The sequence below is a fragment of the Clostridium sp. AWRP genome, assembly GCF_004006395.2.
In the GTDB taxonomy this organism is placed as follows: Bacteria; Bacillota; Clostridia; order Clostridiales; family Clostridiaceae; genus Clostridium_B.
In genome coordinates, this window is record NZ_CP029758.2 from 2,157,362 (window position 1) to 2,173,963 (window position 16,602).

The following is a 16,602-nucleotide window of genomic DNA, read 5'->3' on the forward strand; positions in this document are numbered from 1 at the left end:
GATGGTTATGAAAGAAAATATATTGATAATAGATGATGACAAAGATATAAGGGAAATGCTTGTAAATTATTTTTCTAAAGAAGGTTATCTAGTAGATTACGCTTCTGATGGACAAGAAGGATTACAGCTTGTAAAATCAAAATCGATTTCTTTAATACTTCTAGATGTTATGATGTCTAAAATGGACGGTTATACAATGCTCATCAAGCTCAGAGAATTTTCAAGCATACCTGTTATACTACTCACTGCAAAAGACCAGCAGATAGACAAAATAAAGGGATTTATAGATGGTTGTGATGATTATATAGTAAAGCCCTTCGATTTTACGGAACTTTCATTAAGAGTCATGGCTATACTCAGGAGAAGTAATGTTAATCATGCAGTGAAAAATCATATACTCAATGTTAAGGATATTGAAATCAATACTTTAGAACATACAGTAAAAAAAGACAACTTAGAAATAGTATTAACTCCCAAAGAATATGAAATTTTATACACACTGGCATCAAATAAAGGCAGGGTGTACTCAACCAAAATGCTTTATGAAATGCTTTGGAAAGATACCTTTATGGAAAATGACAATACTGTAACCATGCATGTTAAAAATCTGAGGAACAAGCTAGGTGACAGCATTAAGAAGGGCAAATATATAAAAACTATCTGGGGAGTTGGTTATAAAATTGAGAACGATATTTGAACTTATTATTGTTATAATACTATTTTCCGTAATTTTAAAATTAAAAAGAATATTTAAGCTTAGGAGTGAATTAGTTTTTTGTGCAATTCTTTCTGGACTTATATCATTTATGCTTGTAGTTTTTTTAAAGGAATATATTTTAGGCTCATTTTTGAACAATTACAAAGACGCTTCTGCCTATATAAATAAACGTATAGTTTCTAGGATTGAAGATAATTTAAAGAACATGGATATTAATAATTCCAGCAAACTACAAAAATATATGGATAGAGAATATAATATGTTATGTTATATTTTTGTGGTAAAAAAAGATGGCACAGTAATAGCTGCAAATAATAGAGAAATTAAAAATATAGATATTCATGAAATTGTAGACGGTAAAAATACATTTAAATTTTTAGATAGTGGTAGCGATAGCTTATTTAAAACAACCAGGTGTGATTACTTAAAAGATGGATACTATTTATATTATATATATATAGGTTATGGAAGATTAGACAATGAAAACAGTATAGGTATACTATGGATTGTAACTTTTGCAATTATTTTTTTCTTGCTCATATGGAAGCGTATTTCCTATATATCTAAAATAAAATCAACAGTTAAAAATATGGCAGAAGGCAGATTATCCAATCGTGTTCCATTAAAATACAAAAATGAATTAGGTGAACTTGCCGAAGATATAAACTACATGGCTTCAAAAATTGAGAAAGAAGAAAAAAGCAGAAACGAATTCATGACAAATATATCTCATGACTTGAGAACTCCTTTAACTACTATCCTTGGATATATAAATATGATTAAAAATAACAAATATGAGTCAAAAGGTGAACTTGATAATTACGTTGACATAATGGATAAGAAAGGTATTTATTTAAAAAACATGCTTGATGATTTTTTTGAATACTCAAAGCTCTCTTCAAATGATATAATACTTGAAAAGCAGAAACTTGAGTTAAATGAACTTGCAAGACAGATAGTTGAAGAAGAGGAAGATGAATTCACACAAAAGGGATTAAAGCTTTCAATTAATCTGCCCCAGGAATCTATTTATATTGAAGCAGATCCTAATTTATTTTTAAGAGCGGTGAATAATCTTCTAAGTAATGCACTTAAATATTCAATGGAAAATACAGTTGTGGAGTTTAATATTAGTAAAGAAATTTTTAATAATACGCCTTATGCAGTACTTTCAGTGTCAAACATTCCTAATGATCCAATTTCAAAGAATGACCTGGAAAACTTCTTTGAAAGATTATATAAAAAAGACTCATCCAGGCAAAAAGAAGGCAGCGGTTTAGGCCTATCTATTATCAAAAATATAGTGAAACTTCATGGTGGATTTGTAAAAGCTTATGAAGAAAAGGATAGATTGTTTTTTAAAATATATATCCGATATATTTGATGATTCATCATTGTATACTTATAAATATTTTTCCTATGGAAGTATGGGGTTGCAGCATTAAGAAATTTACATACAATATATTGTTTTAAAGATTAATGATAAACACAGTATATTATAGTATTTATTCCTAGTGCAACAGCTCCTTTTTGATTTTTGAGATCCTGAGTCGAAAAAACAAAGTCATTATATTAGATGGTCTAGTTACTTATATAAATTCCATAACTTTCAAATCTATATAATTCATGCTATAATAAGCAATATATGCTTAAAAATTATGTTTATAAAAGAAGGGAAGTGTGAAAACCTGATAATATTTGACGAATAGAAGAAGCATTATAATTTTTAGATTAATACATTATACTATTTGTTATATTTTTAGAAGTCAGGAAATAAATAATAATGAAACATTGGAAAGTAAATCTTTATACTGTTTGGTTTTCCCAGATATTGTCCATAATGAGTTTTAATTTTGGTATGCCTTTTTTGCCATTTTATATACAGCAGCTTGGTATTACAGCTCCAAATGATATTAAATTTTATTCTGGTATTTTAAATGCAGCACCAGCTGTCACCATGGCAATTATGTGTCCTATTTGGGGGATTATTTCAGATAAATATGGTAGAAAGCTTATGCTCATAAGGGCTATGCTTTTTGCATCATTTATAATTGGGGCAACAGGTATGGTTGCCAATGTAAATCAACTTATAATATTAAGACTTTTACAAGGTGTGTTTACGGGAACTGTTACTGCAGCTCAAATTTTAGTAGCAGCTAATACACCTAAAAATAGAATTTCTTATGCATTAGGTTTTTTATCTTCATCAACATTTATTGGACAATCCATTGGACCAGTAATTGGAGGTATAGTGGCGGAGTTTGTTGGATATCGTGTAAGTTTTATAATAGGTGGTATCCTTATGTTTTTTGATTTTCTATTAGTTTTATTTGTTGTAAAAGAAGAAAAGCATGTAGTAAAGGAAAACATTAATTCCACTGAAAAAAAAGAAAAGACATCTATACTTTCCATTTTTACTGTTACAGCTGTCTCAATGCTATTAGTTATTTTATTTATAAGAATAGGACGTACTGTGTTTAACCCATATATTCCAATATATGTACAAGAAGTTACAGCTACAACAAAAGGAGCATCAGGTATTACAGGTATAATAAATGGCATTTTGGCTTTAATGACAGCTATGTCTGGATTGATTTTAAGTAAACTAGGTGACAAGTATGACAAAATGAAATTATTAATGATATATCTAACATTAGGTATGGTATTTGCAATACCACTTGTTTATATAAATAAATTATGGTTATTTACATTTATTTTAGGTATTGTCTTCTTTATTACAGGTGGAGTGGAACCTATGATAATGTCCATTACTACAGAAGATACTCCTGTAGACAAAAGAGGTTTATTGTTTGGTATCCAGGGAACTGTAGGTAATGCTGGATTTGCAGTAGCACCTTTATTGGGAGGAGTAATTTCAATAAAATATTCAACTAATGCAATCCTCATATTTATACCTATATTTCTACTTATTTCATCCTTAGTTGTTTTAGGTATAATAATTCACAATGCAAGACATAATTTACATTCGAGATTGAATTTAAAAGATGTGTTTAAGTCGTAATATACTATACAAAAATCTAATATTAGCGAAGAATTAACTAAGCATAAAAGGGGGAACTGTTCTTGGCTGGTAAGATAAAAAAAATTATTGACAATGTGATTAAACAGCGGTCTAAAGGAAATCCTGCTATTGCAGAAATGACTAAAACCAAATTTATCTTAAAGGGAATCAATCCAAATAAATTTGATGATAACTCCTATGATGATCCAATTATCATAGAAAAACTTATTAAAATTGTTGAACAGATGGATGTAAAAAACTCAGTATATAAGGGGATAAATATAAAATCAGTTTTTTCAATTAAATCTTTAGAAAAAGAAGTGGTAGAAGATATTAAAAATAAACTAGCTCCTTGTAATGCAAAACTTATAATATTTTTTGCTTCTTCTAAATTTGACCAATATAAGTTGAGTAATTTAATGAAGGAAGCCTTTAAAGATTGTCTAGTAGCAGGATGTTCTACTTCAGGTGAAATAGTTAGTGGAAAGTTATTAAAGAATTCAGTAGTGGCAATGGCTTTTAATTCAAATATTGTTTCCGATGCCAAAGTTGAAGTAATTGAGAATATGAAACAAGGCTTAGATGTGGAGAGGGCTTTTACATCTTTAGAAGAGTATTTTAATGAAAGTGCATATACAATGAATACAAAAAAGTTTGTTGGTATAGTTTTAATAGATGGTGTGAGTAAGAAAGAAGAAAATATTATGGATTTGATAGGCAATAGAACCAATGTATTTTTTATTGGTGGATCTGCTGGAGATGATTATAATTTTAAAGAAACCTATGTACTAGCAAATGGAAAGGCATATACAGATTCAGCAGTGATTATAATGCTTAAAATAAGTGATAATGCTGAGTTTGGCATTATTAAAACGGAAAGTTTTAAGTGTTTAGATACGGTATTAACTGCAAATAAAGTGGATGAAAGCAACAGGGAAGTTATTGAATTTAACAATAAACCGGCTATTGTCGCTTATTCAAATGCTGTGGGGGCACATTCAATTGAAGATGTACAAAATTATTTTACGATAAATCCTGTTGGATTAGTAATAGGGAAAAATTATGTGTTTGTTAGAAGTCCTCAGCAAGTAAAAGGTACAAGTATGCTGTTTTATTGTAAAATACTAGAAGGCACAGACGTTAGACTACTTCAGTCTACAAATATTATTGAAGATACAAAGAAAGCTATTGAAAATAAAATTAGTGAATTTGGGAAAATTGATGGAATTATAAATTTTAACTGTGTCCAGAGAACCCGTGAATTGGAGGAAAAAGGTCTTAAAAAGCAGTATGGAGATATATTTAAAGATATTCCTACAATTGGATTTTCTTGTTATGGTGAAGAATTTATAGGGCATATGAATCAAACAGCTACTATGCTGGTTTTTAAGTCAAAAACAAATATATAAAAGAATTATTATTTATATAATTAGAAGAATATACAGATTAAATTTTATGAAATGGGGCAGCAAATCATGGATATGGATAATATGCAAATTCTTTTAAATAATTCTAATGTACTTATTATTGATGATTCTTATTACAATGTTAAAATACTTACAGCAATGTTTGAACAGAAGGAATACTGTGTTAAGAATGCTTCTAGTTATGAATTGGGACTTAAATCTGTAACAGAAAATATACCGGACATAATTTTACTTAAAGTTAATATAGGAAATATATATGGATATGAAATTTGTGAAAGGTTAAAGGCTAGTTATAAACTTCAGAAAATTCCTGTTATTTTTATCATTGATGAAAATGAACCTATTGATAAAGATAGGGTATTTACAGCTGGAGCTGCTGATTATATAACTATGCCATTTAATTATAAAGAGGTTACTACACGGGTTGATAATCAGCTAAAGATTAGGGCAATACGGCTTAAAATGAAAGAAAACAATGATAATTTGAAAAAACAAGTGTATGAAGGAAAAAGTCAGTTAGAGGAGATAACTGAAGAACTTAAAGAATTTAATATTATGCTGGAAGAAGAAATTACTGAACGTACAAAAACTGAAGAGGCATTAAGAGAAAGTGAGAGAAAATTTAGATATTCCATAGAAGAAGCTCCAGTTCCCGTAATGATGTATACCCAAGATGGGGAAGTATTAAAGATCAATAGAACATGGAGTGATATTACAGGATATACTATTGCAGATATTCCTACAATATCTAAATTGGCAGAAATATCAGATGTATTTAAAAAAGATATACACAAGTTATCAAATTTTAGTGAAAAGCAAAGCAGTGGTGAGTATTCTGTAAAGACAAAGCATGGTAATATACGGATATGGGATTTTTACTTAGCTTGTATTGGGAAATTGACTGATAGACGAAATATGTTAATAGCAGTGGCTGTAGATGTAACCGAAAAAAGATGTATGGAACAATTGCAAAAAAACATAGAAAAGGAGAAAATTAGGCTAAGTGAGATTAAAAAGTATGACAGAATGAAAACAGACTTTTTTGCTAACATTTCTCATGAACTTAGGACCCCCATTAATGTTATATTTTCAGCTATACAGGTGTACAAACTTAAGTTAAAGGAATGTACTTGTGAGAATCCATGTTCAGATAGATATAAATATATAAAAGTAATGGAACAAAATTGCTATCGCCTTTTAAGGCTAGTAAATAATTTAATTGACATAACGAAAATAGATTCGGGATACTTTAGTATAAATGAAGTCAATTATAATATAGTAAGCCTTATAGAAGATACGACTCTTTCTATAGCTGACTATATAAAAAGCAAAGGATTATCTGTAGTATTTGATACGGATGTAGAAGAAAAAGTTATAGCCTGTGATCCGGGAGAAATAGAGAGAATTATGTTGAATTTGCTATCAAATGCTATAAAATTTACTCCCCGCGGTGGAAAGATTATGGTTAGTATAGAAGATGGCAAGAAAAGTATTGCTATAAAGGTAAAAGATACAGGCAAGGGCATTCCTAAAGAAAAGTTAAATTCCATATTTGAACGATTTGTACAAGTTGATAAATCGCTTGCAAGAGAGAATGAAGGAAGTGGAATAGGGCTTTCACTAGTAAAAGCTTTAGTAGAATTACATGGTGGAACTATATCAGTAAAAAGTAGGGAAGGTTATGGCAGCGAATTTATCATTCATATTCCATGCAAATTAGTTGATGGTAAAGCTTCTAGTAAGAACGAATACGGTATAGAAAAAGATTACACTGAGAAAATCAATTTAGAGTTTTCTGACATATATAATTAATTTGAAAGATTATTTTTCGGAAAACTTATAAAAAACATATTGACAAAGATGAAATAATTGCTAAAATAAAATTAGCACTCAGTTACTATGAGTGCTAATAAAAATAATTTAAAGAGGCGTTTTTATGTTCCGATTAATACTTATTTATTCGAAACAAAAGGAAGTAGTAGGGACGGCTTGATTACTGTTAAATAACCGCGCTAACTTACGTTTATAAGCGAGGCTTTCTTAAATTGATTCTATTAAATATAACAAAACGTTTTTATTGAGATGAAAGGAAATGATAAAATGGCTACAAAACAATTTAAGGCTGAATCCAAGAGATTACTTAATTTAATGATTAATTCTATTTACACAAATAAGGAAATATTTTTGAGGGAACTCATATCAAATGCCAGTGATGCAATTGATAAAAGTTATTATCGTTCACTAGTTGATGAAAATGTTAGCTTTAATAAAGAAGATTTTTATATTAGAATTGCGGCAGATAAGGAAAACAGAACCCTTACTATTACCGATACCGGTATAGGTATGACAAAAGATGAACTTGAAAATAATCTGGGTACTATTGCCAAAAGTGGTTCCTTTACATTTAAAAATGAAAATGAAGCAAAAGAAGGAGTAGATATCATAGGTCAGTTTGGAGTTGGATTTTACTCTGCTTTTATGGTGTCAGATTTAGTTACTGTAAAAAGCCGTGCCTTGAATTCAGATGAAGCATACAAATGGGAATCAAAGGGCGTAGAAGGGTATACAATTGAGCCTTGTGAAAAAAATGAAGTGGGAACTGAAATTACATTAAAAATTAAAGAAAGTACTGATGACGAAAAGTACGATGAATTTTTAGATGAATATAAAATAAGATCATTAATTAAAAAATACTCTGATTTTATAAAGTATCCAATTAAAATGATGGTAAAGAAAAGCAAACTAAAAGAAGGTAGCAAGGATGAACATGAAGACTATTTTGAAGATGAAACTTTAAATAGTATGGTTCCAATTTGGAGAAAAAATAAGAATGAATTGAAGCCTGAAGATTATAATCAATTTTATATGGATAAACATTTCGGATATGAAAAACCTCTTAAGGTAATTCATTCAAGTGTTGAAGGTGTTGTAAGTTATAATACCTTACTTTTTATTCCAGCTAGAGCACCTTTTGATTTTTATACTAAGGAATTTGAAAAGGGATTGGAACTTTATTCAAATGGTGTTCTTATAATGGAGAAATGTGGAGATCTTTTACCAGATTACTTTAGCTTTGTACAGGGACTAGTTGATTCAGCAGATCTTTCACTTAATATTTCAAGAGAACTTTTGCAGCATGATAGGCAGCTTAAATTTATTGCAAAAAAGATAAAGGAAAAAATTAAAAGTGAACTTTTATTAATGCAGAAAAATGATAGAGAAAAGTATGATGAGTTTTATAAAAACTTTGGGAAACAGCTTAAATATGGTGTTTATGCTGATTTCGGAAGCAATAAAGATGTACTTCAAGACTTACTCATGTTCTATTCTTCTACAGAGAAAAAGCTTGTAAGCCTTGATGAATATGTTTCCCGTATGAAGGAAGATCAGAAGTTTATATATTATGCAACTGGTGAAAACATAGATAAAATTGAAAAATTACCACAAACTGAAATTGTTAAGGATAAAGGATATGAAATATTGTACTTTACAGACGAGGTTGACGAATTTGCAATTAAGATGCTTATGAAATACAAGGAAAAGGAATTTAAATCTGTTTCAAGCAAAGATTTAGGATTTGAATCTAATGACAAGGAAAGTGAAAAGGAAACAAAGGAAAACAAAGAACTGTTTGATTTTATGAAAGAAACATTAAATGGAAAAGTCAAAGAAGTTAGGGCATCAAACAGATTAAAGACTCATCCTGTTTGCCTTGCAAATGGTGGTGAATTGTCCATTGATATGGAAAAAGTGCTTAATACAATGCCAAACAATCAAAATGTAAAAGCAGATAAAATTTTAGAGATAAATACAAACCACCAAATGTTTAAATCAATAAAAGATGCATTTGAAAATGATAAAGATAAACTTAAAATGCTTTCAAATGTATTATATAATCAGGCACTTATGATTGAAGGACTGCCTGTAGATGATCCTGTGGAATTTGCAAATGATGTTTGCTGTTTGATTAAGTAAAGAGGAATATGCTGACAAATCTCACCACGTTAAAAACTTTTAATAAGTCTAAAGCTGGGCATTTTGAAAATCTAAAGAAGTTTAGCTAAACTCGTACCTAAGACATATCTAAGCTTCTAAGACTTTCTAAAATACCCAGCTGACACTTATATAAAAGTTTTTAAATGTGCTTTCAATTTTGGCAGCATATTTCTTAGCATAATTATGGATGAATTTCTTACGTTAACACTATAGAAAATCTAAAATTTTACATGTGTGAAAGTTGAATTAGTTGTATTTTAACCGCAGGAACTAGGGACTTTCTGCTTGTTAACCTTTTTGTTGCTATATAAAGATAAAAGTATAACTATAATTAAAAGTGAAATACTCCATAAAGCTGCTTTAAATAACAATAGTGTAAATGATATAATGAGTATTGAAATTGCAATTTTGAGTTTAATGTTGTGAAGTAATTTAAATCCAGCAGCTAAACCAACTATTGCATTGGATAGAAAAAATACGTTAGCACAGGTTACAATCCTGTCCAAACTTAAAAAATTTGCAGCTGCTAGAGATAAAACTACAAGATGTATACATACAAGTGTTACTATGGCATTGATGGGACTTCCGTTTTTGGTTACATATGAGAGATAAACGGGTAGCTTATTGTTTGCAGCACGCTTTGCACTCATTCTTGAAACTCCTCCAACTATCATAAGATAAGTACACATACATAGTCCTGATGCAGCAAGAGTAATTATAGGCAGAGAAAATGAACCAAATAGTGGGGTCATGATTGCTAGTATATCGTGATTGCTTGAAGATACATTTTGTACAGAAACTGCAACAGTAAAATATAAGCTTATAATAACTATAAGACTGATTGTCATCGCTTTTATAAGTGTCATTTTTGGATTTTTTATGTCTTCTATATAGTTTCCTATGATTTCCCATCCTATTATTGCCCAAAATAAAAGCAAAAGGGTATATCTAAACTTAGAAAAAGAAAATGATGTTTCAGGTGCATGTACATTTGAAGCAAAAATCAAGGTATATATGCTTCCACAAAATAATAGTGCAGCTGTGAGTCCTGTTAAAATTAAAGTAAATTTTGCCAGAGTTTTTACACCGCATATAAGAATTAGAGCACATATAATTTCCATTCCAAATGCAATCATTTCAACTTTAATATTTGAAAATATGCTAAAGCTTTTTAAAAAGTTTGCAGCTGTAATTAAAACTGCTGTGGGTCCAAAACAAACTGCAGCTGTAAGAAAGTTTGAAGTCAATTCTCGAAAAAAATTTCCAAATGCATTTCCAACAGCAATTGCAGTGCCTTCATTTCCAGGACTTTTCAAGCTTAGAAATACAAAAACATAGGCAAATATAATGCCAAGCAGCATTATTATAATCCAGGCTGGTATTGCCCATTTTCCAATCAGCTTGTAGGCAAGAGGTGGTAACAGAACTATTCCTGATCCCAGTACCGGGCCTATTATAAGACCACAAAGTGTTATTGTTCCAATATTTTTACTCTTATTCATAAGTTTTCTCCTAATGACATAATATTATTTTTAATAATAGATTCAAAGACGCGTCATAATTAAAACAAGTATACTTTTGAAAAAGCTTACCTTAAAAAATTCATTGAATTTCCAATAAATTTATAGTAGCATAAGATTAACTATTAATAAAATTGAATTATTTGAAAGTACAGTTCAATTTTATTGAAGTAAGTGGAGGTATGATATGGAATTTAGAAATCTAAGGACATTTTCTGAAATTGCTCATTTGAAAAGTTATACTAAGGCGGCAAAGGAACTAGGATATGCCCAGTCTACTATTACGACACAAATTCAACTTTTAGAGGAAGAGCTTGGTGTAAAACTTTTTGAAAAAATTGGAAGAAAAATGCATCTTACTTCAAAGGGTGAAGTGCTTCTTAAATATGCAGAAAATATAATAAGCCTTACAGAGGAAGCTAAAGAGGCAGTAAGTGATATAGATCTTCCCTGTGGAATTCTAAAAATAGGGATTGTAGAATCCCTATGTACTATGAGACTCCCAGAATTGCTTAAAAATTATCATATGAAATATCCTGAAGTGGAAGTTATAATTAAAATAGGTGTTTGTTCAGATTTACGAAGTATGCTTAAAAACAATATAGTTGATTTAGCATTTATATTGGATAAACCAATTGTTGACCCAGATTTGATATCTTGTGTGTCCTATAATGAACCAATGATATTTTTAACGTCTCCAGTAAATAGGCTTGCTAGCAAAAGACAAGTTACAATAGAAGATATTAAAGATGAGCCTTTAATTGTAACGGAAAAAGGGTGCAGCTATAGAAATATTTTTGAGAAAATGTTTCAACAATCAGGTTTAAGACCCAATATAGCCTTGGAAGTTGGAAGTATTGAGGCAATTAAGAGCTTTACCATGAGTAATCTTGGAATAACCCTGCTTCCTGTTATGACAGTAAAAAAGGAGCTTGAAAATGGTGAGCTTGTTGGATTTGATTTGGATGGTTGTAAATTTAATATGACAACACAAATACTATATCACAAGAACAAATGGGTAACAGCTGCAATGCGAGCAATTATATCAGAAGCTAGAGGTTAAACAACAAAAGATAGTAGATTTTGTTGCTTAACCTCTAGCTATTCAATTTTCAGATCGACCTTTACTATTATTGGGTATTCAGGAATATTTATGCCATAATCCAATCCTTTTTTCTGGAAAATAGGTATCCAGTCTTTTAATATATTTCTTGTCAATTCTGAGATTTCAAAAGTTTGAATAGAAAAAGTTTCTTCATTTTTTAAACTGAAATAATTTGTATCTAATAAAAAACTATTGATTTCCATGTAAAATAATGCTACAATTTAACCTATATTAATATTTAACACACATTAAATATTAATATAGGTTAAATTGTAATGAGTGCTAAACATTAACAACTTTATGCTAGGAGGATAAAAATGAAGATAACTGAAATATCTGTAAAAAGGCCAGCAGCAATGTGGATGGTAGTAATTTTATTAGTTGCACTTGGTGTTTTTGGCTATTCAAAAATGGGAGCAAATTTACTACCATCTATGAATAATCCCGTTATAACGGTTAGTACAATTTACAGTGGTGCTGGTGCTGATGATATTAAAAAAGATGTTATAAAACCAATAGAAGATTCAGTATCAGGAATAAGTGGTGTTGATACAATTAATTCAACAGCAAAAGAAGGTTATGGTACTGTTACAATAACTTTTAAATCCACTACTAATTTAAACACTGCATATTCAGATGTCCAAAAGGCAGTTGAAAATGCTTCATCAAAGCTTCCTGAAGATGCTAATAAGCCTACTATACTTAAATTAGATACTAATGCTATACCAGTTTTAGCAATTTCTCTAAATGGAAATGTAAGCTACGATGAACTATATAATGAATCTGATATATTAAAACAAAAGCTAGAAAAAATATCCGGTGTGGGAAGCGTGACCTTAATGGGTGCTGATAAAAAGCAGTTAATGATAAAACTTGATAAAACTGCTATGGAATATTACGGCGTCAGCACTAATACTGTAATGGGCAGATTAAAGTCAGTTAACCTAAATGTACCTGCTGGTGAAATTAAGCAGGACAAGCAAGACCAAGCTGTTAGGGTAATTGGTCAATTTCATAGTATAGATGATGCTAAAAATATGCTAGTGCCCACAGCAAATGGAGGAAGTGTACGTCTTGGTGAAATTGCTGAAATAAAGCTAGAGGCGCCAGATGCAACTACACAGATAAGATTTAATGGTAAAAAAACTATGGCAATTGTAGTTGGGAAGCAAAGTGATGCCAATGTAGTAGAAGTAGCAAATGGTGTAAAAAAACAGTTAGAATCAATTAAAAAGGGTATTCCAAGTGATATTAAAATTGATATTAAAATTGATATTGCCTTTGATACCACTACTTTTATTACTTCTTCATTAAAGCAAGTACAGCACAACCTTATAGAAGGAATTATAACTACTGCAGTTGTACTTTACTTATTCTTTCGTAGTTTTCGTTCTTCTTTAGTTGTTTTAGTTGCTATACCTACATCACTTATAGCTACCTTCTTTATGATGTATAAATTTAATTTTACTCTCAATATGCTGTCTCTTATGGGATTATCTTTGGTTGTAGGTACATTGGTGGATGATTCTATAGTTGTAATAGAAAGTATACAAAGGCATTTAGGTTTAGGTAAAGATCCTATAAGAGCAGCTATTGATGGACGTGATGAAGTAGGAATGGCTGCTGTAGCTATAAGTCTTTGTGACATAGTCGTATTTGCACCTATTTCCCTTATGTCTGGTATGATAGGGCAGTTGTTTAGAGAATTTGGTCTCACAATAGTAGTAGCCACAATATTTTCCCTTTTAGTATCCTTTACAGTTACACCAATGCTTTCATCTCGCATACTTAAAAAAGAAAATAGAGAAAAAGAAATCAAGAAAGATGGCTTTTTTAGCAAGGTTCTAGAAAAATATAAAAGTACTCTAATATGGTCCTTAGAACATAGAAAAAAGGTATTATCTGCTGTTATTATCTGTATAGTATTCAGTATTGCTCTTATACCAATGGGAATATTAAAATCTGAGTTTATACCTACAGCTGATCAAGGTAGTTTTACTATTGACCTTGCCCTTACGCCAGGTTCTACCTTAAAGCAAACGGATGAAAAAATTACTCAGGTTGAAAAATATTTAAAGAATATGAAAGAAGTAAAAAGCTACTTTACGATGGTTGGCTCAAATGGACAAGGAAGTTCAGATAAGGCTACAGGTGAAATTATGGTTAACTTAGTTCCTAAAAATGAACGTAAAAAAAGCCAAACCAAGTTAGCAGCACAAGTTCGTGACTTTGGTAAAACCATGACTGGAGTAGATTTCACTGTAACAGAATCACAATCTGGTGGTGGAAGCAGTAAGCCTGTTTCTATCAGCATAAAAGGAGATGATCAGAGTACCTTAGAGGATTTATCAAAGCAAGTTGAAAAAATAGTAAAAGCAGTGCCTGGAGTTATTGATGTAAGTAATTCTTCTAATATAAAAAGCAGTGAACTAAGAGTAAATATAGATAGTTTAGCTGCTGCACAATATGGAGTTTCATCAGCTGATATAGGAAGTACTGTAAGAACTGCTTTGGCAGGTACTAAAGCAGGAGTATATAGAGTGAATAATACAGAAAATGATATAACAATTAAATTTATGAATGGTCAGGTAAAAAATGCTGAAGATATTAAATCTATAAAAATTACAAATGTATCTGGGCAACAAATACCATTAGGTGAAGTTGCTTCAATTGTAAAAGCAGATAGTGAACCATCAATATCTAGAGAAGATAAACAGGATGTTGTTACTATAGGTGCAAATCTTCAAGGTAGAGTTCTTGGAGAAGTAACAAAGGATATAAAAGCTAAATTAAAATCGCTATCTATACCTGAAGGTTACAGTATAAGCTATGGAGGAACTCAAAAGAATATGGCAGATTCCTTTAGTTCTCTTGGATTAGCCTTAGGTGCTTCATTGTGTCTTGTTTATATGATACTAGTCATACTTTATGAGTCTTTCTTAACACCAGCTATAAGAATGGTATCTCTTCCTTGTGCTATAATAGGTGCTTTTGGTTTGCTGGCGTTGACAGGACAGACTTTAAACCTGATGTCAATGATTGGTCTTATAATGCTTGAAGGTTTATCATCTAAAAATGGTACCTTATTAATAGATTACACAAATACATTAATGAAAAAAGGAATGAACTTAAAGGATGCACTTATTGAATCTGGTGTTACCAGGTTAAGGCCTATAATAATGACAAGTTCAACAATGATAGTTTCAATGCTTCCTGTAGCTTTATCCATGGGTGAAGGAAGTGAAATGAAACAAAGTATGGCTATAGTAATTATAGGCGGTATGATAGCATCAACTATACTTTCTCCAATAGTAATACCAGTAGTTTATACATTAATGAATGACTTAACTAAAGTTGTATTTAAGAAAAAGAAAAGTCATAAGGAGGCTGTGAAGTATGAAGTTTAATATTAATGGTTTAAATAAAAAGAAGTTAATAGTTGGTGTAGCATTAATACTTGTTGTTATTGGGTGTGTTTCTATTTTTGGAAAAAACAAAAAATCAGAAGGAAAGCAGGATGTTAAAAATGTAAAAGTAGAAAAAGTAGCTGTTGGTTCAATATCTACTGAGTTAGAATATGCAAGTAAATTAAATCCTACCCAAGAAATAACAGTTTTACCTAAAACCGGAGGAAAAGTGGCTAGTGTAAATGTAGATATAGGAGACAAAGTTACAGTGGGACAAGTATTGTTTACACTAGATGCAGCACAGCTTCAAGCACAACTTCAATCACAGCAAGCAGCCTTAGCAGCTTCAAATGCTAATTTGGCAAGAACAAGTGATTCTGGACTTCAACAGCAAATAACAAGTGCTGAACAATCAGTTGAAAAATCACAAATATCTTATAATGATGCTGCAAGCAACTACGAAAAAATGCAAAAATTATATGCTTCCGGTGCTATAGCTAAACAGGATTTGGATAATGCAAAAGTTAGATATGATAATTCTTCTGTAGATTTAAAGGCTGCTCAAGATAATTTAAATCTTATAGTTCAAAAATCAGGACCGCAATCCACACAAGCAGCAGCAGCTCAAGTAGCACAAGCCCAAGCAGGTGTAAATGCTGCTCAAATTCAATTAAATGATGCCTCAATTACTTCACCTATTAATGGAGTAGTATCGGTTAAAGATGTTAAGGTAGGTCAAATTGCAGGTGGTCAATCTGGATCGGTTACCATAATAGACAGCAGCAGCTTTACTGCAGAAATAAGCATACCAGACAAGGTAGTTAGAAAAATTCAAGTTGGACAATCTGTACAGGTAAGTGTAAGTGCATTGGACAATAAAAAAGTAACAGGAGTAATAGACAAAATTAGTCCTAATTCTAGTTCTAAAGATAATTCTTATACTGTAAAAGTAAAAATTAGTAATTCAACAGGAGGACTTAAAACAGGTATGTTTGCAAAAGTATCATTACCATCTGAAAAGAAAGATAATATACTAACAGTCCCTAATGAAGCACTTAAAATTGAAAACAATGTAAACTACCTTTATATAGCTGAAAATGGAAAGGTTAAAAAATTATCTGTGGATGTTGGTATTTCTGATGAAAAAGTTACAGAAGTAATTGGGAATATAAAACCAGGAGCAAATGTAATTGTAGAAGGACAAAATTTATTAAGTAATGGGGATAAGGTTAATATAGCTAAATAAGTACTTTAACTATAATAATATAGATTCCAACGGTGGAACGTCGACTAATCCCACTTAATATATTATCAAGCTTCAGTATTTAAAAAATATTGTATATTTTTAGTTGATAGTGGAGATTTGAGTTCTTAACAAAATAAGTTGATTCTGCAATTATAAGGGGG

11 protein-coding genes are annotated in these 16,602 nt (G+C 30.6%); 9 read left to right on the forward strand and 2 right to left on the reverse strand.

Annotated elements, in window-relative coordinates:
* Positions 1-7 precede the first annotated feature (7 nt).
* The 6 genes from DMR38_RS10055 (at position 8) to htpG (ending at position 9,142) form a co-directional block, all read left to right on the forward strand.
* Positions 8-697 carry a response regulator transcription factor gene (locus DMR38_RS10055; RefSeq protein ID WP_127724010.1) on the forward strand — a complete coding sequence of 230 codons (690 nt, stop codon included), beginning with the start codon at positions 8-10 and terminating at the stop codon, positions 695-697.
* Positions 681-2,102: a HAMP domain-containing sensor histidine kinase gene (locus DMR38_RS10060; protein WP_175412978.1), complete on the forward strand. Its 1,422-nt coding sequence runs from the start codon at positions 681-683 to the stop codon at positions 2,100-2,102. Before DMR38_RS10055 ends, DMR38_RS10060 begins: the two co-directional genes overlap by 17 nt.
* Before the next feature lie 399 nt (positions 2,103-2,501).
* The gene (locus DMR38_RS10065; RefSeq protein WP_127721187.1) at positions 2,502-3,740 is read left to right on the forward strand and encodes an MFS transporter; all 1,239 of its coding nucleotides are present in this window, start codon (positions 2,502-2,504) and stop codon (positions 3,738-3,740) included.
* Positions 3,741-3,802: 62 nt separating this feature from the next.
* The gene (locus tag DMR38_RS10070; protein ID WP_127721189.1) at positions 3,803-5,149 is read left to right on the forward strand and encodes an FIST N-terminal domain-containing protein; all 1,347 of its coding nucleotides are present in this window, start codon (positions 3,803-3,805) and stop codon (positions 5,147-5,149) included.
* Positions 5,150-5,221: 72 nt separating this feature from the next.
* A complete protein-coding gene (locus DMR38_RS10075; protein ID WP_127724012.1) occupies positions 5,222-6,979 on the forward strand; it encodes an ATP-binding protein in 1,758 nt (585 codons plus the stop codon).
* A gap of 288 nt (positions 6,980-7,267) precedes the next feature.
* A complete protein-coding gene (gene htpG / locus DMR38_RS10080; protein ID WP_127721191.1) occupies positions 7,268-9,142 on the forward strand; it encodes a molecular chaperone HtpG in 1,875 nt (624 codons plus the stop codon).
* Between the two features lie 278 nt (positions 9,143-9,420).
* On the opposite strand, the gene DMR38_RS10085 is transcribed toward htpG, so the two are convergent.
* Positions 9,421-10,665, reverse strand: coding sequence for an APC family permease (locus DMR38_RS10085; protein ID WP_127721193.1), 1,245 nt, complete (start codon positions 10,663-10,665; stop codon positions 9,421-9,423).
* 205 nt (positions 10,666-10,870) lie between these two features.
* Here DMR38_RS10085 and DMR38_RS10090 point away from each other — a divergent pair, with 205 nt between their 5' ends.
* Positions 10,871-11,746 carry a LysR family transcriptional regulator gene (locus DMR38_RS10090; protein WP_127721195.1) on the forward strand — a complete coding sequence of 292 codons (876 nt, stop codon included), beginning with the start codon at positions 10,871-10,873 and terminating at the stop codon, positions 11,744-11,746.
* Between the two features lie 38 nt (positions 11,747-11,784).
* Here the strand turns inward: DMR38_RS10090 and DMR38_RS10095 are convergent, their stop codons facing one another.
* On the reverse strand, positions 11,785-11,991 hold the full coding sequence (locus tag DMR38_RS10095) for a hypothetical protein (protein WP_175412979.1): 207 nt from the start codon (positions 11,989-11,991) through the stop codon (positions 11,785-11,787).
* A gap of 114 nt (positions 11,992-12,105) precedes the next feature.
* Between DMR38_RS10095 and DMR38_RS10100 the strand changes: the two genes are divergently transcribed.
* Both DMR38_RS10100 and DMR38_RS10105 read left to right on the forward strand, forming a co-directional pair.
* On the forward strand, positions 12,106-15,195 hold the full coding sequence (locus tag DMR38_RS10100; protein WP_127721197.1) for an efflux RND transporter permease subunit: 3,090 nt from the start codon (positions 12,106-12,108) through the stop codon (positions 15,193-15,195).
* Entirely contained in the window at positions 15,185-16,441 is a 1,257-nt protein-coding gene (locus DMR38_RS10105; RefSeq protein ID WP_127721199.1) for an efflux RND transporter periplasmic adaptor subunit, read from the forward strand. Before DMR38_RS10100 ends, DMR38_RS10105 begins: the two co-directional genes overlap by 11 nt.
* The last annotated feature ends 161 nt before the right edge of the window (positions 16,442-16,602 follow it).

Bases quoted from the DNA above. Each gene is read 5' to 3' on its own strand.
- DMR38_RS10055 (WP_127724010.1), top strand. From the start codon at position 8: ATGAAAGAAAATATATTGATAATAGATGATGACAAAGATATAAGGGAA.
- DMR38_RS10065 (WP_127721187.1), top strand. From the start codon at position 2,502: ATGAAACATTGGAAAGTAAATCTTTATACTGTTTGGTTTTCCCAGATA.
- DMR38_RS10075 (WP_127724012.1), top strand. From the start codon at position 5,222: ATGGATAATATGCAAATTCTTTTAAATAATTCTAATGTACTTATTATT.
- htpG (WP_127721191.1), top strand. From the start codon at position 7,268: ATGGCTACAAAACAATTTAAGGCTGAATCCAAGAGATTACTTAATTTA.
- DMR38_RS10085 (WP_127721193.1), bottom strand. From the start codon at position 10,665: ATGAATAAGAGTAAAAATATTGGAACAATAACACTTTGTGGTCTTATA.
- DMR38_RS10090 (WP_127721195.1), top strand. From the start codon at position 10,871: ATGGAATTTAGAAATCTAAGGACATTTTCTGAAATTGCTCATTTGAAA.
- DMR38_RS10095 (WP_175412979.1), bottom strand. From the start codon at position 11,991: ATGGAAATCAATAGTTTTTTATTAGATACAAATTATTTCAGTTTAAAA.
- DMR38_RS10100 (WP_127721197.1), top strand. From the start codon at position 12,106: ATGAAGATAACTGAAATATCTGTAAAAAGGCCAGCAGCAATGTGGATG.
- DMR38_RS10105 (WP_127721199.1), top strand. From the start codon at position 15,185: ATGAAGTTTAATATTAATGGTTTAAATAAAAAGAAGTTAATAGTTGGT.